This is a genomic window from Paraburkholderia sp. SEWSISQ10-3 4 (assembly GCF_030464785.1).
GTDB classification, from domain to species: Bacteria; Pseudomonadota; Gammaproteobacteria; order Burkholderiales; family Burkholderiaceae; genus Paraburkholderia; species Paraburkholderia aspalathi.
Genome location: NZ_JALPRI010000004.1, coordinates 453,624 through 472,969, shown reverse-complemented (window position 1 = coordinate 472,969; position 19,346 = coordinate 453,624). Strand labels below are relative to the sequence as shown.

The window sequence follows — 19,346 nt, the reverse complement described above, 5'->3', positions numbered from 1 at the left end:
GCCGCCCCGCACAGGGGCAACGCTAATAGACCACTAACAAATCAAGGAAAGGCACAAAAGCCAGAACACAGACAAAAAGCGCCGCGCAGGCAAAAACCCGGCCGCAGGCCCCAAACCTTACTTCATCATCCTCCGCCGAAACAAAACCGCCGAAACAACAAACCCCCCCACCGCATAAACCACCAGCACGGCAACATGCAAAACCACACCATCAAAAGGCCGCGCCAGCATAGCCGGCCGAATCAGATCAACAGCATGCGCCAACGGCAAAAGCCCAGTCACTACCCGCGCCGCAGCAGGCAACTGTGAAACAGGAAAAAACACCCCAGACAACAGCAACATCGGCGTCAACACCAACGTCTGATAAAACATAAAAAAGTCATACGAGGGAGCCAGCGCCGTCACCACCATCGCCACACTCGCGAACGCGAGCCCCGTGAGCACAATTACCGGCAACGCCAGCAACATCGGCGGAAAACTCGCGTAGCCGAGACCCCCCGCGACCAGCATGATCGCCGCGCCCGATAGCATCGACTTGCTGCCCGCCCACATCACTTCGCCAAGCACAATGTCGCCGAGCGTGAGCGGCGTATGCATGATCGCCTCCCACGTGCGCTGCACGTGCATGCGCGAAAAGCCCGAATACATCGACTCGAAACTCGCCGACATCATCACGCTCGATGCCACCGTGCCGGCAGCAAGAAACGCGATATACGACACGCCGTCGACATGCCCGACCATCAGCCCAAGCCCGAAACCCAGGCCGAACAGATAGATCATCGGATCGGCAAGATTGCCGAACATCGACGCAATCGCGAGCTTGCGCCAGACAAGATAGTTGCGGCGCCACACCGCAATCCAGTTGACGGCGTTGGCCGGGAAAGCGGCGAAGGTCTCCTGCTTCGGCGGTGTCTCGCCGTGTGGTTCGTAAGTGCGTGCGTCCATTGCGTGTCTCTTGCCGTGTCGTTATAGCTGTAGAGGATTGCGAGCTGAGCCGATGTCGAGTCGCGTCAGTCCTGCATCTCGCGCCCAGTCAGACGCAGGAACACATCTTCCAGATTCGCCGGGCGATGCAGGTAGCGCAGATCGGCGCGTTGCTTGAGGCGGGCATGCACGGGTTGCGCGTCGTTCACATAGCAGAAGAGCGTCTCGCCACTGATCTCGGTGCGCTCGACAAGCGGCGCCAGTTCGTCGCGCAACGCAACCGGATCGGGTCCGAAGATTTCGATCACATCACAGCCGATCTCCGAAGCGATCAATGCACGCGGCGCGCCTTCGGCGATCTTGCGGCCTTCCTCGATCACGCACAGGCGATGGCACAGCCGTTCAGCCTCCTCCATGAAGTGCGTGGTCAACAGAATGGTCTTGCCGCGCGCGAGCAGCGAGCGCAGCCGTTCCCAGATCAGGTGGCGTGCTTGCGGATCGAGGCCGGTGGTCGGTTCGTCCATGATCAGCACGTCGGGGTCGTTGACGAGCGCGCGAGCCAGCGTCAGGCGCCGCTTCATGCCGCCAGACAGTTCGCTCACACGTGCATCCGCCTTGCTCTCGAGACGCGCGAATTCGAGCAGCGACGGCACCATCGCGCGGCATTGCGAGGCGCTTAGACCGAAGTAGCGGCCGAACATCAGCAGGTTTTCGCGGACTGTGAAATCGGGATCGAGATTGTCGAACTGCGGCACAACGCCGACACGCGCTCGGGCCACGCGCGCGCGGCCGGGAATCGGTTCGCCGCACAGGCGGATCGTGCCGGCATCCGGTGCAGCGATGCCGAGCAGCATGCGCAACGTGGTGGTCTTGCCCGCGCCATTCGGGCCGAGCAGACCGAAACATTCGCCGGCGTTGACATGAAACGACAGTCCGTCGACGACCGTCTTATCGCCGTAGCTTTTTTTAACCTGATGGAATTCAATGGCGGCTGCAGACATGGATCGATCGAGGCTCCGGGAAAAGACGCAAATGGCCGGCAAGGCCGCTCATTCTATGGCATCGGCAGCGAGGAATTGATCGCCACCGGATGCGCCGGTGGCGTTTCTTGCGCTGCGGCAAAAGCTCAGGAGTGACCCAAACCCAGCCCAAACCCGCCACAAATCCAGCACGCACCTATTTAGGGCGCACTTAGCGTTTTCCATCCCTTGCAACCTGAATTGCGGCGCACCATGATTCATTCAGACCGCGTTCCTCGCGGATGGGAGAAAAATCATGGCGAGCTACCAGAAAATCCTGCTGTGCTACGACGGCTCGCGCGAAGGCCGCAAAGCGTTACGTTGCGGCGCCGACCTGGCGTTGGATCTGAAGGCGGAAACGCACTTACTATCAGTGGTCGACATGCGCTCGAGCATTGCGCAAAGCGCGGGCCTGCTGACCGATGTGGCATGCGGCAGCTTCGAAAAAACAGCACGCGACATCCTGCAGGAAGGGGTGGACTGGCTCACCGAGCGCGGTGTGACCGCGCAAGGGCATTTTGCGTTTGGCCATCCGATCGACGAGATCGCCAATCTCGCTAACGAATTGCATGTCGACCTCGTGGTGGTCGGCCATCGTTGCCGCACCGGCCTGTCGCGATGGTGGATGGGCGCGGGCAATACTCCGCTGCTCGACCGGGTCTCTTGCAGCATTCTGGTGGCGTGCTCTTCCGCGCAGGAGCAGCAGCAAGCAGCGGCGGCCTGACACAAGGCGGGGCAAAGCACGTGGACCGGGCTGAATGAGTTGAATGATCTTAGTGAGCCACGTGACCGAACAGTCGCCGCGTTCGCGGCGATCGCTTCGGCCAAACCGCGATTCGCTCATACGCTCAAATCGATAGCGACCGCTGGGTGATCACTCGTTCAGATTGACCGCAGCCAGCTTCCATGTGAACAAACCTTCGCGCCGCAAGATCGCCGAGTAACGCGCGTCACCGGCACCATGCTGATAGCTGACGACGAACTCATTAAGGCTGCGGTAGCCCGCCGTGGTTTGCGGCGGTTGGGGTGGCGTGGCGCTGTTTCCATTATTGCCCGCAGCAGGAGGCGCCGGTTCGGGCGCCGCCGCCGGTGCGGTCGGCGGATTTCCGGCGCCAGCCGGAACAGGAGGGCGCTCACCCGGGTTGCCGCGCGGCGGCATCCCATTCAGCAATGCCGCGACGCCGTCGGGTGTTGCATAAGCGTCGACCAGCGGGCCGATCAAGGCCACGCCGATCATCGCGCCAATCGCCGCGAGCGGATTGCCATTGCCTTGGACGTCGAGCCGGCGCGTCAACAGGCCGGTGACCTGCTGCTTCAGGCTCTCGCGCAACGCGGGAAAATCGACGTATTCATTGACGGTTTGTGCATCACGTGCATCCGCCGCGCGTTTGAGGGTATTCAGCGCCATGTAAGGCGACGCGTAACAGAACCCCAACGCGGCAATCACCACAATCACAATCAAGGTGACGATCAGTGGCCGGGCGGCGCTGCGTTTCGTGCGTGTTGAAACTGCCATCGAGTGGGACTCTCCATCAGGTGTGATCTAACGTGGACCGCGACCACGCAAAAACGATCCCAGGCGATGCGATATCCGAGAGGGCGCGGCTAGGTGAACGACCTTACGCCGGGTGTCGCGCGTCGTACAGCCGCAATGGAATGCGGTGCACGCGCAATGCAGCTTATGACTCGAACACCGCGCCGTGCACGTTGGCTTCATCTGCGATGCAACGATCGATCATGCGGCACACGGCGTCTACCGTGCCGACCATGATCAGCCGCGACGGTCCGTGATACACGCGCACCGGCGCACGACGCGCGGGTTCAGCCGTATTCAGCCCCGAATTCAACGACACGCGAGCAAAAGCCGGCAACGAGGACGGCAAGCCCAGTACGCCGACGGGCGCGTCGAACAGCGATAGCGATGGAGAACTGGCCGGGGACGCCTCGATCAGCGAACACGGCACCAGCTTGCGCAGATGACGCAAACGACCGAACTGGCGAAAAGGCAGCAGGCGGGCAAGGCGTTCCATGAGTCTCTCCAGGCGATTCAACGTTGGGGCAGCTTTGGGTTTGGCGTACAAGTGGGCGGTTAGAACTCGCCCGGGCGGATCAGCCCGACGGCGATGCCCTCGAGCGCAAATTCCGCGCTGCCGGTTTCAACGAAGATGTTGTCGTAATCGGGGTTCTCGGCAATCAGCTCGATACCGTTCGGGCGGCGCTTCAAGCGCTTGACCGTCACGTCGTCGCCAAGCCGCGCGATGATGATCTGACCGTCTTTGGCTTCGCTTTTCTTCTGCACCGCGAGCAGGTCGCCGTCGAAGATGCCTGCGTCGCGCATGGACAGCCCGCGCACCTTCAGCAGGTAGTCCGGCTTGCTCGAGAACAGCGCCGGGTCGCAGGCGTAGTGCTGCGAGATATGTTCCTGCGCGAGGATCGGGCTACCCGCTGCAACCCGGCCGATCAGCGGCAACGACAGTTGCATGATGCTGGCGTGCGGCAGCGTGAACTGGTACGGCGAATCTTCGGATCCGCCCAGCAGGCGAATGCCGCGCGATGCGCCGGCTGCCAGTTCGATCACGCCCTTGCGGGCGAGGGCGCGCAGATGCTCTTCTGCCGAATTGGCCGAGCTGAAACCCAGCTCGGCGGCGATCTCCGCGCGGGTGGGCGGAAAGCCGGTGCGTTCGATGGCCCGGCGGATCAGATCGAAAACCTGCTGCTGTCGTGCGGTGAGTTTGGTCATGGCGCCACTGTATGTATGAACAGGTGCCTGTATTTTTATACAGTATTCCGCGCAATTCAAGCTTTACTTTAAGTTCGCGGCCCGGGGTGGCGTTCCAGCGTCGTAAATAGACGCTCCAACACCCGTTTTCGTGCCGCAACGCCTTATCCGGCCGTCATTACCACTTTTGCGTATTAAAGAATGAAGAAACATTATTTTTAATGATGAAAGCTCTTCGATAGACTGCCCTTCGAGTTGGCGCTCATGTGCACGTGACCGCGACGCAAAACAACACCACACGCTGTTTCAGCGGACTACAACGCGGAGAAAGTTGGCATGAACCATCAGGGCACGGGGCTGGCAGGCAAGACCAGAAAACTTATCGCGGCGCTCGCATTCGGCGCAGTCGGTACGATCGCCGCGGTCGGCGTCACGGCGCCGGCACATGCAGCCGACACGACGCTGCTGAACGTGTCGTACGACCCGACACGTGAGTTGTACCAGGACGTCAACCAGGCATTCGGCAAGGAATGGAAGGCGAAAACGGGCGAGACGGTCACCTTCAAGCAGTCGCACGGCGGCTCGGGTGCGCAAGCACGCTCGGTGCTGGACGGTTTGCAGGCGGACGTCGTGACCCTGGCGCTTGCCTATGACATCGACGCGCTGGCCAACAAGGGTCTGCTCGACAAGGGCTGGCAAAAGCGTTTGCCGGACAACGCCTCGCCGTACACGTCGACGATCGTGTTTCTGGTGCGCAAGGGCAACCCGAAGCACATCAAGGATTGGGACGATCTGATCAAACCGGGTGTGTCGATCGTCACGCCGAATCCGAAGACCTCGGGAGGCGCGCGCTGGAACTACCTGGCCGCGTGGGCCTATGCTGAACATCAGCCGGGCGGCAACGACCAGAAGGCGAAGGAATTCGTCGGCAAGCTCTATAAGAATGCCGGCGTGCTGGATTCGGGCGCGCGTGGCGCGACCACCAGCTTCGTGCAACGCGGTATCGGCGACGTGCTGATTGCGTGGGAAAACGAGGCGTTCCTCTCGCTGAAGGAATTCGGTCCGGAGAAGTTTGAAATCGTCGTGCCGTCGGTGAGCATTCTGGCCGAGCCGCCGGTTGCGGTGGTGGACAAGGTGGTCGACAAGCACGGCACACGCAAGGTGGCGGAAGCGTATCTGAACTTCCTGTACAGCGAGGAAGGTCAGGAAATCGCCGCGAAGAACTTCTACCGTCCGCGTTCGAACAAGGTGCCGGCCGAGCTGACGTCGAAGTTTCCGAAGCTGAAGTTGTACACGGTGGACGATTCGTTCGGCGGCTGGGCGAACGCGCAGAAGACGCACTTTGCCGACGGCGGTGTGTTCGATTCGATCTACTCGCCGCAGTAACGGGTAGTCAACCGGACGAGATGCGCAGTTAGACGCCGCAGTTGAACGCGTAGTCACACTTCGCCAGAAAGCGCGCCCGCGAGGCGCGCTTTTTGGCCAGCCAGGCGGCCGGAAAAAGAGCCGCCGGCCTCAACCCTGAAAGAGTACTGAGCATGACGACGTTGACCTTCCGAAAACCGAGCGCGTTGCCCGGTTTTGGCCTGACACTCGGCATCACGGTGGCTTATCTGAGCCTCGTGGTGCTGATTCCGCTTGCGGCGACCTTTCTCAAGACCGCGACGCTCGACTGGCCTCAGTTCGTGCGCGCGGTCAGCTCGCCGCGCGTGCTCGCGTCGTATCGCCTGACGTTTTTCTCGGCCCTTGGCGGCGCGCTGATCAACGCGGTGTTCGGCTTTCTGGTCGCTTGGGTGCTGGTGCGTTATACCTTCCCGTTCAAGCGTATCGTCGACGCGGTGGTCGATCTGCCGTTCGCTTTGCCGACTTCCGTGGCCGGTATTTCGCTTGCGGCGGTGTATGCGAGCAACGGTTGGATCGGACAGTTTCTCGAACCGCTCGGTATCAAGATCGCTTTCACGCCGGCCGGTGTGCTGATCGCGCTGACCTTTATCGGTTTGCCGTTCGTCGTGCGGACCGTGCAGCCGGTGCTCGAAGAGTTCGAGCGCGAACAGGAAGAGGCGGCTGCGTGCCTTGGCGCGTCGCGTTGGCTGACGTTTCGGCGCGTGGTGTTGCCTGCGGTGTTTCCGGCTTTGCTCACGGGTTTCGCGCTGGCGTTCGCGCGGGCGCTCGGCGAATACGGCTCGGTGATTTTCATTGCCGGTAACGTGCCGATGAAATCGGAAATCACCTCGCTGCTGATCATTACCAAACTCGAACAATACGATTATGCCGGCGCCACCGCGATTGCGGTCGTGATGCTGGTGGTGTCGTTCCTGATGCTCTTGTTGATCAATACGCTGCAGTGGTATCTGCAGCGCCGCACGGGCCGTGGCGGCGCAGGCCCGGCGCCTGCCGCCGCGAGTGTGGCGGCGATCGGTGTCGGCGGAGGTGTGCAATGAGCCGCAACTCTCTGAATGGCGCGGATGCCGCGACTGTCGCCGTGGCGCCGCGCGCGCCGCTCAATATCGCGCGCCGGCCCGATCCGGTTACTGAACCCCCCATCGTGCGCTGGATTCTGACCGGTATCGCGTTGCTGTTTCTCGCGCTGTTTCTCGTCGTGCCGCTCGTCGCCGTGTTCTATCAGGCCTTGAGCAAGGGCATCGGCTTCTATCTGGAATCGCTGGTCGATCCGGATGCGTTGTCGGCCATCAAGCTCACCGTGATCACCGCTGCGATTGCCGTGCCGCTGAATCTTGTGTTCGGCCTCGCGGCGTCATGGTGTATCGCCAAGTTCGAGTTCCGTGGCAAGGCCTTGCTGACCACGTTGATCGATCTGCCGTTCTCGGTCTCGCCGGTGATCTCCGGTTTGATCTACGTGTTGATGTTCGGCGCGCAGGGCTGGTTCGGCCCGTGGCTGCAGGATCACAACGTGCAGATCATCTTCGCGGTGCCGGGCATCGTGCTGGCGACGATCTTCGTCACGTTCCCGTTCGTCGCGCGTGAACTGATTCCGCTGATGCAGGCGCAAGGCAACGACGAAGAAGAGGCCGCGCATGTACTCGGCGCATCGGGTTGGCAGATCTTCCGGCGCGTCACGCTGCCGAACGTGAAATGGGGCCTGCTGTACGGCGTGATTCTGTGTAACGCGCGGGCGATGGGCGAGTTCGGCGCGGTGTCGGTGGTGTCCGGCCACATTCGCGGCCAGACCGACACCATGCCGCTGCACGTCGAAATTCTCTATAACGAATACAACTTCTCGGCGGCGTTTGCCGTGGCGTCGGTGCTGGCCTTGCTCGCACTCGTCACGCTCGGCCTGAAGCTGCTCGCCGAGCGCCATATGTCGGCGGAACTGTCGGCCGCGCGCGATGTGCCGGCGTATGCAGGGCCGGTCACGCCGCCGTCCGCTTCACAGTCTGCTTCACAGTCCGTCAATGCAACGCATGCATCGCATCAACACGCGCTCAAGCAAGGAGAGCTGTAATGGGTATCACCGTTCGTAACCTGCAAAAGCGCTTTGGCGATTTCGTCGCGCTCGATAACGTATCGCTCGACTTTCCCCCGGGCGAACTGGTTGCGCTGCTCGGGCCTTCGGGTTGTGGCAAGACCACCTTGCTGCGTGTGATTGCCGGCCTCGAATACGCGGATGCGGGCCAGGTCGTGCTGCAAGGCCAGGACGTGGCGACGGTTGGTGCGCGCGAGCGTGAAGTCGGCTTTGTATTCCAGCATTACGCACTGTTCCGTCATATGACGGTGTTCGAGAACGTGGCGTTCGGCTTGCGTGTGAAGCCCCGCAAGGAACGGCCTTCGGAAGCAGTGATTCGCGAGAAGGTGCATGAACTGCTGAAGCTCGTGCAACTCGACTGGCTCGCACAACGCTACCCGTCGGAACTGTCGGGTGGTCAACGGCAGCGGATTGCGTTGGCGCGTGCGCTCGCTGTCGAGCCGAAGGTCCTGCTGCTCGACGAACCGTTCGGCGCGCTGGACGCGAAGGTGCGCAAGGAGTTGCGCAGCTGGCTGCGTCGTTTGCATGACGATCTGCATATCTCGACGATCTTCGTCACGCACGATCAGGAAGAGGCGCTCGAAGTGGCCGACCGTATCGTCGTGTTGAATCGTGGGCATGTGGAGCAGGTGGGCAGTCCGCAGGACGTGTACGACCATCCGCAAACTTCGTTCGTCTACGAGTTTCTCGGCGCGGCGAACCGTCTGCATGGCAACGTGGATGCAAGCGGCTTCGTGGTCGACGGCGCGGCGTTGCCGGTCGCGATCACGGCCGGTTTCAGCGGACCGGCGTTCGCCTATGTACGTCCGCACGATCTGCAGTTGTATCCGCAAGCGTCCGGCCATCGCGAAGGCATTGTGGTCGACGTGCGGCGCGTGGTGACGCTCGGCGGCTCGGTGCGTGTGGAACTGGCGGGCCGCGAAGGCAATGTGCTCGAGGCTGAACTCGATCGCGAATCGTGGCGCGATCTGCAACTGTCGATAGGCGACGGCGTGACGGCAGTGCCGCGCGCCTTGCGCGTATTTCCGGCGCAATAGGCGGCGCCACGAGCATCAACACAGGCAGCGCAACAACACTCGGCGTTTCAATCAAACTCTAATAACTCAACTCTGGCTCAACCGGAGACATACAGATGAACTTTCAGCAATTGCGCTTTGTGCGCGAGGCCGTGCGTCAGAACATGAATCTGACTGAGGTGGCGAACGTGTTGTACACGTCGCAGTCGGGTGTGTCGAAACAGATCAAGGATCTGGAAGACGAACTCGGCGTCGATATTTTCATCCGGCGCGGCAAGCGTCTGACGGGCCTCACCGAGCCGGGCAAGGCGGTGCATCAGTTGATCGAGCGGATGTTGCTCGATGCGGAGAATCTGCGCCGCGTCGCGCGTCAATATGCCGATCAGGACAGCGGCCACCTGGTCGTGGCGACGACTCACACCCAGGCGCGTTACGCGCTGCCGAAGGTGATCCGTCAATTCACCGAGGTGTTCCCGAAGGTGCATCTGGCGCTGCGCCAGGGCAGCCCGCAGCAGATTGCGCAGATGATCATCAACGGCGAAGCGGACATCGGCATTTCGACGGAAGCGCTCGACCGCTTCCCCGATATCGTCACGTTCCCGTGCTATTCGTGGCATCACGTCGTGGTCGTACCGAAGGGGCATCCGCTGGTGGGCCGCGAAAACCTGACGCTCGACGAGATTGCCGAATTCCCGATCGTCACGTACGACCAGGACTTCACGGGCCGCTCGCACATCGATCAGGCGTTCGCGAAAGCGGGTGCGTTGCCTGACGTCGTGTTGACCGCCATCGATGCCGACGTGATCAAGACGTACGTCGAACTTGGCATGGGCATCGGCGTGGTTGCCGCGATGGCCTACGATCCGAAACGCGACACGGAACTGGTCGCGCTGGATACGCAGCATCTGTTCGAAGCGAGCACGACGCGGGTCGGCCTGCGCAAGGGCGCGTTCCTGCGCGCATACGCGTACCGGCTGATCGAAATGTTCGCGCCGCAGTTGAATGAAGCGGAAATCGCCGCACAGTTGCGCGAAGCGGTTTGAGGGATGCGCCGGATCGTTGCGGTTCGGCGCACGGCACGCAAGGCGCCGCGTGAATTCATTGCGGCGCCAAACGTGCGATCTTCAAGCGGGCTGTAGCCGGCCTTGATGTAAACGCCGCGCAAACGCGTGGCGCACGGAGCGCCGGCCTCATCCAGCTCCGAAACGAACGGGTATCCGTTTTTTCACGCATGGCGGCGCGCGGCGCATCGCTTACAATCGCCGCCATGAATACTTTGACTTCTTCCTCCGCCACGCCTTCAGGCGAAGGCGCTACGCCGCTGCTGCCGCGCATCGCCGTGCTGGCGACCGGCGGCACGATCGCCGGCGCGGCCGCGGACGCCACTAATACATCGGGCTACCAGGCCGGCGTGGTCGGCGTCGAGCAATTGCTGGCCGTGGTGCCGGCCTTGTCCACGGTGGCGCGCATCGCGCCCGAGCAGATTGCCAGCGTCGACAGTAAAGACATGGAAATGTCATTGTGGACCACGCTCGCACAACGTATCAACACGCTGCTCGCCGACGATGACGTCGACGGCGTGGTGGTCACACATGGCACCGATACACTCGAAGAAACCGCCTATCTGCTTCATCTGACGATCAAGTCGGACAAGCCGGTCGTGCTGACCGCCGCCATGCGCCCGGCGTCGGCGCTGTCCGCCGATGGTCCGCTGAATCTGCTGAACGCAGTGACGGTTGCGGCGCACGCGGGTTCGCGCGGGCAGGGCGTGCTGGTGGCGTTCAACAACAAGATTCACAGCGCACGCGACGTGGTCAAGACGAGCACGTATGCAGTCGATGCCTTCCAGTCTCCGGATATCGGCGCGCTCGGCTGGGTGCAGGACGGTCGCGTCGAATTCCAGCGCAGCGTGGTGCGTCCGCATACGCTCGCAACCGAATTCGTGATCGGCGCGAAGTGGCCGCATGTGGAGATCGTCGTGAGCTACGCGGGCGTTTCGCGCATTGCCGTGGACGCGTTGGTTGCTGCGGGTGTGCGCGGTATCGTCGTGGCGGGCACGGGTAACGGCTCGATTCACGCCTCGGTGCAGCAGGCGCTGGCCGATGCCGCTTCGCAAGGCGTCGTGGTGGTGCGTGCGTCGCGCGTGGGTTCAGGGCATGTGATGCGCAACGGAGCGGCCGCCGACGATGCACTTGGTTTCGTCAGCGCAGGTTCGCTGAATCCGTACAAGGCACGCGTGCTGCTGATGCTGGCATTGGCCGCGGGCGGCACAGGGCCGGTTGCGTTGCAGAAGACTTTCGATACGTACTGATTGATTTAACGCGCGCGGCCCGGTTCGAAGTCAGAACCGTGTCCCGCACATGAAGCTTGAATGACAACGCGGCGCCCAGGTCATTGACCGGAGCGCCGCGTTGTCGTTACAGCTTAACGTTGATCGCTATCGCCGGAAACAGGCGGCGCAGGCAAGCATTTAGGACGCCAGATCCGGAGGCAACTTCCCGCCGTTCGCCGCCAGCGCTAGCATCACCTGTTTGTGCAGCCAGATGTTCATGCTTGCCGAATCGTTCGTGTCGCCGCTGTACTTCAGTTCCTGGGCGAGTTGCTTACGATGCTCGAGGCTGCTGTCGACGCCGAGCGCTTTCAACGTGTCGACGATCGACGTGCGCCAGTTCAACGTTTGCCCGCTCTCACTCACGAACTGGTCCATGACGACCGCGACGTCGACGTCAGTCAGCGGTGGCGGTGCCGGCGCAGCGTCTGGTGCGGCAGCTTGTGCCGCTGCCGGATCCGGTGTCGGCTCAACCGCAGGCGCAGGCTGGTCGGGCTTCGCTTTGCCGAAGAGCTTGTTTACGATGTCACCAAAAATGCTCATGCTGAATCCTTTGCAGAGGGGTTACCGGCGCAAGCACATTCCGCTCACGGGTTGAACTCTGGTTGCGAATCGGGCGAATGAAACGGAGCACATGTGCCGCGATGATCGGCAAGCCGCACGTGAACGCTGATACGCGCGCAACCAGACTCAACGAGTGTAGGAGAAAAGCGGGGAGGGATGTGTCAAAAAAGGTCGTGCCGCGGGCGCGGAGTTGCAAGCAAATGCAAGCGGACTTGCGAGCACACGTGCGAGGAGACCTGCATTGAGAGGTACTGGCAGGCGGCATGCATGATGCAGCCGCTGCGAGAGATTGGCGGAAAACGCATAAATTTGAAATCCGACAGCCGGACACCCGACGACGACGTCTGACCGACCAAGGCTTCCCCGGCGCCGCCGGGTGCCGCTGCGGACCCCACTTGCCGCTCTCAGCCCAGAGCGACACGATTTGCCCGTTCCGCCATGCATGCCGCACGACGAACCGGGCGCCCCACCTGCGGTTGCCACGACGGTCACGTTGAAACCGCAACCGTCACGGCAACCTTGTTGTTGCTTAAGCTGCCTTGGCTTCGCTACCCGGCGCTTGCGCGACTTCGTAGTTCGCCATGATTTCGAGCGCGCGCACCATGGCCGAGTGATCCCATGCCTTGCCGCCATTCGCCGCGCATACGCTGAACAGCTGCTGCGCGCTCGCCGTATGCGGCAGGGCGATGCCGAGCTTGCGTGCGCCGTCGAGTGCGAGGTTCAGATCCTTCTGATGCAATTCGATGCGGAAACCCGGATCGAACTTGCGCTTGGTCATACGCTCGCCATGCACTTCGAGAATGCGCGACGAAGCGAAGCCGCCCATCAATGCCTTGCGCACACGTTCCGGATCCGCGCCCGAGCGCGACGCGAACAGCAGGGCTTCAGCCACCGCTTCGATGTTCAGTGCGACGATGATCTGGTTCGCGACCTTGCAGGTTTGACCCGCGCCGTTGTCGCCGATCAGCGAGATGTTCTTGCCCATCAGTTCGAACAGCGGCTTGGCGAGAGCAAAGGCTTTTTCCGGACCGCCGACCATGATCGTCAGCGACGCTTCACGCGCGCCGACTTCGCCGCCCGAGACCGGTGCATCCAGGTAGTCGACGCCCAGCGCGTTGATCTTCTTCGCAAAGGCTTGCGTGTCGAGCGGCGAGATCGAGCTCATGTCGATCACCAGCTTGCCCTGCGTGAGGCCGGCGGCGACGCCGTCGTCCGCGAACAGCACGTTAGCGACGTCAGGCGTGTCCGGCACCATGATGATGACGACGTCGGCAGCTTGGGCGACAGCGGTCGAATTGGCGACCACGGTGGTCGTCTTGCTCAGATCTTCCGGCACCGGATAAGCGCCATTCACGAACAGCGAATGACCGCCCTTGATGAGGTTGCGCGCCATGTGCGCGCCCATGATGCCGAGGCCGATGAAACCGATCTTTGCCATGTGTCTAAATCTCCAGTGTTGTTTGGGGTGATGTGCCTAGCCGATCGATGAGTCGATCAGGCAGCGGCGTGGGCTGCGCCGCGGGTTTGCCCGGCCACGCTCTGTACCCAGCCGAGGCCGGCGGCGGTGGTCGTGCGCGGCTTGTATTCGCAACCGACGTAGCCTTCGTAGCCGAGCGAGTCGAGCAGGTCGAACAGGAACGGGTAGTTGATTTCACCGGTGCCCGGTTCGTTGCGCCCCGGGTTGTCGGCGAGCTGGATGTGCGCGATCTGCGGCAGATTCTTCTTGATCGTTGCCGCGAGTTCGCCTTCCATCCGTTGCATGTGATAGATGTCGTATTGCAGGAACAGATTGTCCGAGCCCACTGCGCGAATCACGTCGAGGCCTTCGCCCGAACGGTTCAACGCGAAGCCAGGGATGTCGTACGAATTGCACGGCTCGACCAGCAGCTTGATGCCGGCTTTTTTCAGTTCGCCCGCGGCGAAGCGCAGATTGTCGACGATCGTCGAGCGCGCCTTGTCCGCATCGACGCCAGCAGTCGGAATGCCGACGAGGCAATTCAGTTGCGGCACCTTCAGGGCGCTCGCATATTCGATCGCGCGGCCGACACCTTCCTGAAACTCGCCCACACGATCCGGCAGGCATGCGATGCCGCGTTCACCCGCTTCCCAGTTGCCCGCGGGCAGGTTGTGCAACACGAGTTTCAAACGGTTCTGCTGCAGACGCTCGCTCAATTCGGCGATCTGATACGGATACGGAAACAGGAATTCGACGGCGTTGAAGCCCGCGTCCGACGCTGCCGCAAAGCGGTCGAGGAACGGGACTTCGTTGAACAGCATGGTGAGATTCGCTGCAAATTTCGGCATGGTGCTTTTTGTCTCGCTGGTCGGTCAGTGGAATAACTTCATGAGGCGATTCAGTGACGTTGAATGGCTACGCCGCTGAATCGCGCTCATCTACTGCAAAGTCACAAAGCTCAGTCGAGCATGCTGATTGCCGTCGGCGCATCTTCGCGCTTCTCGGCCAGTTCTTCGAACTCGTTGATCGCGTCGATTTCGGTGCCCATCGAAATGTTGGTCACACGTTCGAGGATCACTTCGACGATCACCGGCACGTTGAACTCGGAGAGCATCGATTGCGCTTTCAGCAGGGCCGGCTTGAGTTCTTCCGGTTTGAACACGCGGATCGCCTTGCAACCCAGGCCTTCGGCAACCGCGACGTGGTCCACGCCGTAGCCGTTCGTTTCCGGCGAGTTGATGTTCTCGAAGCCGAGTTGCACGCAGAAGTCCATATCGAACGCGCGCTGCGCCTGGCGGATCAAACCGAGGTACGAGTTGTTCACCACCACGTGCACGTACGGCAGCTTGAATTGCGCGCCGGCTGCCAGCTCTTCGATCATGAACTGGAAGTCGTAGTCGCCCGAGAGCGCGACGATCGGACGTTGCGGGTCTGCTGCACGCACGCCGAGCGCTGCCGGGATCGTCCAGCCGAGCGGGCCTGCCTGGCCGCAGTTGATCCAGTTACGCGCCTTGTAGACGTGCAGGAATTGTGCGCCGGCGATCTGCGACAAACCGATCGTGCTCACGTAGCAGGTATCGCGGCCGAACACCTGGTTCATTTCTTCGTACACGCGCTGCGGCTTCATCGGCACGTTGTCGAAGTGCGTCTTGCGATGCATCGTCCGCTTGCGTTGCTGGCAATCGGCGACCCATGCGCTGCGGTTCTTCAGCTTGCCAGCAGCCTTCCATTCCTTCGCCACTTCAACGAACAGTTCGAGCGCGAACTTCGCGTCCGACACAATGCCGAGGTCCGGGCCGAACACGCGGCCGATCTGCGTCGGCTCGATGTCCACGTGCACGAACTTACGGCCCTTGGTGTAAACCTCGACGCTGCCCGTGTGACGATTCGCCCAGCGGTTGCCGATGCCGAGCACGAAGTCGGAGGCGAGCATCGTCGCGTTGCCGTAGCGGTGCGAGGTTTGCAAGCCGACCATGCCGGCCATCAGCGGATGGTCGTCGGGAATCGCGCCCCACGACATCAGCGTCGGGATCACCGGCACGCCGACGGTTTCGGCGAATTCGACCAGCAGGTCTTCAGCGGCTGCGTTCAGCACGCCGCCACCCGAAACGATCAACGGCTTTTCAGCGTCATTCAAAAGCTTCAACGCGGCTTCGATCTGTTTGCGGGTCGCTTTCGGCTTGTAGACCGGCAGCGGCTCGTACGTGTCGATGTCGAATTCGATTTCGGCGAGCTGCACGTCGATCGGCAGGTCGACCAGCACCGGACCCGGACGGCCCGAGCGCATCAGATGGAAAGCCTGCTGGAACACGCGCGGCACCAGCGCCGGTTCGCGCACGGTGACGGCCCACTTGGTGACGGGCTTGGCGATCGATTCGATATCGACGGCCTGGAAATCTTCCTTGTACAGACGCGCACGCGGCGCCTGGCCCGTGATAGCCAGAATAGGAATCGAGTCGGCCTGAGCGGAGTACAAACCGGTGATCATGTCGGTGCCGGCGGGGCCCGAGGTGCCGATACACACGCCGATGTTGCCCGGCTGGGCGCGCGTATAGCCCTCGGCCATGTGCGACGCGCCTTCGACGTGACGCGCCAGCACGTGGCTGATGCTGCCTGCCTTGCGCATGGCCGAGTAGAACGGGTTGATTGCTGCGCCCGGAACGCCGAATGCGGTGTTGATGCCTTCTTTTTCGAGCACCAGCACGGCTGCGTCGACGGCTCTCATCTTGGCCATGAATGTCTCCTGAATGTCTTGGGGTGGGCGAATAAGCTGGCTGACGAATTCGCTGACGGATATGCAAACCAAAGGTGTTGATCGAACTGTAGGCTTCACCTAAAGGTTTGATAAGATCAGTCCGGGTCGCTTATTTCGAAACAAAAAGTATGGAATGGGCCTGACGGTAGGAGAGGGGCACAAGGCGGTTGCAACCCGCTTGCGTGGGACCGGAGACAAAAATGGACCGCTTCAAACAAATCGAAACTTTCGTGCGCGTCGCCGATGCGGGCAGCCTCGCGGCCGCGGCGCTGGAGGAGGGGGTGTCGCCGGTGATTCTCGGGCGCCGTATCGACGCGCTTGAAAAGCGCCTCGGCGTGAAGCTGATGTACCGCTCGACGCGGCGTCTTGTGGTCAGCGAAGAAGGCGCGGCGTTTCTTGAGCGCTGCCGCGGCTTGCTCACTGAATGGGACCAGGCGGAAAACGAACTGAGCGCGGGGCGGCGCGCGGTGAACGGTCATCTGATCGTGTCGGCGCCGGCCGCGTTTGGGCGCAAGCACGTCGCGCCGCTTGCGCCGCCTTTTCTCGCCGACAAGCCAGAATTGCAGGTGTCGTTCAACCTCACCGACCGGGTCGTGGACCTGGTGCGCGAAGGTTACGACCTGTCGATCCGGATCGGCGGCGCGGTCGATCCAAATTTCGTCGCGGTGAAACTGGCGTCGAACCGGCGCGTGGTGTGCGGTACGCCGGAATATTTCAAGAAATACGGCAAACCCAAAACACTCGAAGATCTGCCGCAGCACAATTGCCTCGCGTTCAACCTGCAAGGCGGCCAGAACCGCGGCTGGTACTTCCGCCGCAACGGCAAACTGGCGACGGTGCGGGTAGGCGGCACGCTCGACTGCAACGACGGCGAGTTGTTGCACCGCTGGGTGTCAGAAGGGCTCGGGCTCGGCTGGCGCTCCACGTGGGAAATCCAGCAGCAACTGGCGCGCGGCGAACTGGAAACCGTGCTGGATGAATACGCGCTGCCCGATTACGACATTCTGGCGGTCTATCCGCAGCAGCGTTACGTGCCGGCCAAGGTGCGCTACTTCATCGACTACCTGAAAGAGGTGTATGCCAGCGAGGATTACTGGAATCGTCCGACTTATTGAGTGTGGGGTGACGGTAATTTTTCGCGGATTTCACGCGAAGCCGGGAATAAACTTGGTATGCAGCCGGTCATGTTGGATGACGAGTCAATAGCTTAGCCGCAATGCCCCGGAGGGCCGAGGTGGGTCAACCCGATTCAAATGCCGCCCGCGCGCACGACGCCGATGCAGCGAGGAACCGTCGTTTTCAGGAACTGGCGCTCCCGCATCTCGACGCCGCGTACAACCTTGCGCGCTGGCTGTGCGGCAACGCTAACGATGCCGACGACGTCGTGCAGGAAGCATTCATGCGCGCGTTTCGTTTCTTCGACACGTTCCGTGGCGACTCTGCGCGGCCATGGCTGCTGGCGATCGTGCGCCGCACCTGGTACACGGAATGGCGGCGGCGCGCGTCGTCGCACGAGGTGGTCGAGTTCGACGACACGATGGACGAGGCGACCTTCGATGGCTGGAGCACGGGCGGCGCGGATCCGCAGACGCTCCTGATCCGCGACGAAGACACGAAGCTCGTGCACGAGGCGCTGGCGCAGTTGCCGGTCGAGTATCGGGAGGTGCTGATCCTGCGGGAGCTTGAAGAAATGGGTTACCGCGAGATCGCGATGGTCGCAGATGTGCCGATCGGCACGGTGATGTCGCGGCTCGCACGGGGCAGGCGCAAGCTGGCCACGTTGCTGATGGCGAAGCAGGGGGCCGGCCATCCGGCGTCCGGGCATCCGGGGGCCGGCCTTTCGGGAGGTGGAAGTCCGCCGCGAGCAACACCGCCGGGGGCCTCTGCGGCGCCCACGGCTTCCGTCACACCACTCCGGGCGGCCTCCAACGGCCGTCCATCCAACAACCCCGGCGCGAGTGCTGCCGGCTTAACTCAGGAGACGCCAGATGGACTGTAACGAAGCGCGGCCGCTCCTCGATGCGAACGCCGACCACGAATTGCCCGCGCCGGATGCACAGCGCGTCCAGCAGCACATCGAGAGCTGCGACGCCTGCCGGCGCGAAAGCGAAAACCTGCATACGTTGAGCGCCTCGCTGCGCGCACAGCCTTATTACCGGGCGCCGGATGCCCTGCGGGCGCGGATTCTTGCTGCCCTCCCGGAGGGTGACGTGGCCGCTGACGAGCCCATCGAAGCCCCGCGGGCCACGGCACAGCCGAGGCCGAAGCGCAGTTGGCTGGGCAACTGGCTGAATGGCTGGCTGCGTCCGCAAGGTGCGATGGGGCGGCCGGGCAGCGGCGTAGGCTCAGGCTCAGGGGCAATGATCGGGCAGGGCTGGCTCGTCGCGCTGGTGGTCGCGCTTGGTGCGGTGGCGGTGGGCGTGACCATGAGCCAGCATCGTCCCGCGCAAGGTGGCGGGTTCTCCGATGAACTGGTCGAAAGCCATGTGCGGGCGCAAATGTCCGGCCACGACATCGACGTCATTTCGACTGACCGGCACACGGTCAAGCCGTGGTTCAACGGCCGGATCGACTATTCGCCGCCGGTCGAGGACCTCGCGGCGAGCGGTTTTCCGCTTGAAGGCGGCCGGCTGGATTACATCGCGCATCAGCGGGTGGCGGTGCTGGTATACCGCTATCAGAAGCACATCATCGACGTCTACGTGTTTCCGGAAGCGCGCTCCGCCGATGCTGGACCAGAAGCCGCCGCCGGGCTTTCGATGGCGCAGACCCGCGAGGGTTACTCGCTTGCGCACTGGAATGCGCAGGGGATGACCTGGTGGGCGGTCACCGACGCCGCGCCGGACGCGCTCAGTGGGCTCGAAAAGGCGCTGAAAGCCCGTCTGGCGGGCGGCAGCGAGCAGACCGAGGGGGGCTGAGCGGGCTTCGTGTGCGCCCCCCGGGCGTGATTTTCCCGGGCGCGCACGCGTGGCGGCCTTGTGTTCCCGTTTGTCCCCGTTTATTCACTTCGTCCTAAACCCTTGAAAACACACCCGATTCGGGCGCCGCATTAACGGGATATCTTGCAACCCGGCCCTAAT

The 19,346-nt window shown here is 62.2% G+C and carries 19 protein-coding genes; 10 read left to right on the top strand and 9 right to left on the bottom strand.

Annotated elements, in window-relative coordinates; genetic code table 11:
* Positions 1-117: 117 nt before the first annotated feature.
* On the bottom strand, positions 118-945 hold the full coding sequence (locus M0D68_RS13310) for an ABC transporter permease (protein ID WP_266224499.1): 828 nt from the start codon (positions 943-945) through the stop codon (positions 118-120).
* A 65-nt stretch (positions 946-1,010) separates the two neighbouring features.
* Positions 1,011-1,925 carry a nodulation factor ABC transporter ATP-binding protein NodI gene (gene nodI, locus M0D68_RS13305; protein ID WP_266224497.1) on the bottom strand — a complete coding sequence of 305 codons (915 nt, stop codon included), beginning with the start codon at positions 1,923-1,925 and terminating at the stop codon, positions 1,011-1,013.
* 274 nt (positions 1,926-2,199) lie between these two features.
* On the opposite strand from nodI, the gene M0D68_RS13300 reads away from it, so the two are divergent.
* On the top strand, positions 2,200-2,667 hold the full coding sequence (locus M0D68_RS13300) for a universal stress protein (protein ID WP_054034575.1): 468 nt from the start codon (positions 2,200-2,202) through the stop codon (positions 2,665-2,667).
* A 150-nt stretch (positions 2,668-2,817) separates the two neighbouring features.
* Here M0D68_RS13300 and M0D68_RS13295 read toward each other — a convergent pair whose 3' ends face one another.
* The 3 genes from M0D68_RS13295 to lexA all read right to left on the bottom strand — a co-directional run bounded on the left by M0D68_RS13295 (position 2,818) and on the right by lexA (position 4,683).
* On the bottom strand, positions 2,818-3,459 hold the full coding sequence (locus M0D68_RS13295; RefSeq protein WP_266224495.1) for a DUF2939 domain-containing protein: 642 nt from the start codon (positions 3,457-3,459) through the stop codon (positions 2,818-2,820).
* A gap of 163 nt (positions 3,460-3,622) precedes the next feature.
* Entirely contained in the window at positions 3,623-3,973 is a 351-nt protein-coding gene (locus M0D68_RS13290) for a hypothetical protein (protein WP_266224494.1), read from the bottom strand.
* Positions 3,974-4,032: 59 nt separating this feature from the next.
* Complete coding sequence (gene lexA, locus M0D68_RS13285; protein WP_054034573.1) at positions 4,033-4,683, bottom strand: transcriptional repressor LexA; 651 nt, start codon at positions 4,681-4,683, stop codon at positions 4,033-4,035.
* Between the two features lie 315 nt (positions 4,684-4,998).
* Between lexA and M0D68_RS13280 the strand changes: the two genes are divergently transcribed.
* The 6 genes from M0D68_RS13280 (at position 4,999) to M0D68_RS13255 (ending at position 11,473) form a co-directional block, all read left to right on the top strand.
* On the top strand, positions 4,999-6,048 hold the full coding sequence (locus M0D68_RS13280) for a sulfate ABC transporter substrate-binding protein (RefSeq protein ID WP_093632606.1): 1,050 nt from the start codon (positions 4,999-5,001) through the stop codon (positions 6,046-6,048).
* 152 nt (positions 6,049-6,200) lie between these two features.
* A complete protein-coding gene (cysT, locus tag M0D68_RS13275; RefSeq protein WP_266224492.1) occupies positions 6,201-7,103 on the top strand; it encodes a sulfate ABC transporter permease subunit CysT in 903 nt (300 codons plus the stop codon).
* Complete coding sequence (gene cysW, locus M0D68_RS13270) at positions 7,100-8,125, top strand: sulfate ABC transporter permease subunit CysW (protein ID WP_266224490.1); 1,026 nt, start codon at positions 7,100-7,102, stop codon at positions 8,123-8,125. The genes cysT and cysW overlap by 4 nt, the downstream gene beginning before the upstream one ends.
* On the top strand, positions 8,125-9,183 hold the full coding sequence (locus M0D68_RS13265) for a sulfate/molybdate ABC transporter ATP-binding protein (protein ID WP_054034571.1): 1,059 nt from the start codon (positions 8,125-8,127) through the stop codon (positions 9,181-9,183). Before cysW ends, M0D68_RS13265 begins: the two co-directional genes overlap by 1 nt.
* A 95-nt stretch (positions 9,184-9,278) precedes the next feature.
* Positions 9,279-10,205, top strand: coding sequence for a CysB family HTH-type transcriptional regulator (locus tag M0D68_RS13260; protein WP_093632609.1), 927 nt, complete (start codon positions 9,279-9,281; stop codon positions 10,203-10,205).
* Positions 10,206-10,429: 224 nt separating this feature from the next.
* Positions 10,430-11,473: an asparaginase gene (locus M0D68_RS13255; protein WP_093632775.1), complete on the top strand. Its 1,044-nt coding sequence runs from the start codon at positions 10,430-10,432 to the stop codon at positions 11,471-11,473.
* A 159-nt stretch (positions 11,474-11,632) separates the two neighbouring features.
* Here M0D68_RS13255 and M0D68_RS13250 read toward each other — a convergent pair whose 3' ends face one another.
* The 4 genes from M0D68_RS13250 to gcl form a co-directional block, all read right to left on the bottom strand.
* Positions 11,633-12,034: a DUF3597 domain-containing protein gene (locus M0D68_RS13250; RefSeq protein WP_093632610.1), complete on the bottom strand. Its 402-nt coding sequence runs from the start codon at positions 12,032-12,034 to the stop codon at positions 11,633-11,635.
* Between the two features lie 550 nt (positions 12,035-12,584).
* Complete coding sequence (locus tag M0D68_RS13245; protein WP_266224486.1) at positions 12,585-13,493, bottom strand: 2-hydroxy-3-oxopropionate reductase; 909 nt, start codon at positions 13,491-13,493, stop codon at positions 12,585-12,587.
* 56 nt (positions 13,494-13,549) lie between these two features.
* The gene (gene hyi / locus M0D68_RS13240) at positions 13,550-14,359 is read right to left on the bottom strand and encodes a hydroxypyruvate isomerase (protein ID WP_266224484.1); all 810 of its coding nucleotides are present in this window, start codon (positions 14,357-14,359) and stop codon (positions 13,550-13,552) included.
* Between the two features lie 110 nt (positions 14,360-14,469).
* Positions 14,470-16,245: a glyoxylate carboligase gene (gcl, locus tag M0D68_RS13235; protein ID WP_266224483.1), complete on the bottom strand. Its 1,776-nt coding sequence runs from the start codon at positions 16,243-16,245 to the stop codon at positions 14,470-14,472.
* A 221-nt stretch (positions 16,246-16,466) separates the two neighbouring features.
* On the opposite strand from gcl, the gene M0D68_RS13230 reads away from it, so the two are divergent.
* The 3 genes from M0D68_RS13230 (at position 16,467) to M0D68_RS13220 (ending at position 19,184) form a co-directional block, all read left to right on the top strand.
* A complete protein-coding gene (locus tag M0D68_RS13230; RefSeq protein ID WP_200651761.1) occupies positions 16,467-17,381 on the top strand; it encodes a LysR family transcriptional regulator in 915 nt (304 codons plus the stop codon).
* A gap of 119 nt (positions 17,382-17,500) precedes the next feature.
* Positions 17,501-18,265 (top strand): RNA polymerase sigma factor, encoded by a 765-nt coding sequence (locus M0D68_RS13225; RefSeq protein WP_266224482.1) that lies wholly within the window; start codon positions 17,501-17,503, stop codon positions 18,263-18,265.
* A complete protein-coding gene (locus M0D68_RS13220; protein WP_266224480.1) occupies positions 18,255-19,184 on the top strand; it encodes an anti-sigma factor in 930 nt (309 codons plus the stop codon). The genes M0D68_RS13225 and M0D68_RS13220 overlap by 11 nt, the downstream gene beginning before the upstream one ends.
* The last annotated feature ends 162 nt before the right edge of the window (positions 19,185-19,346 follow it).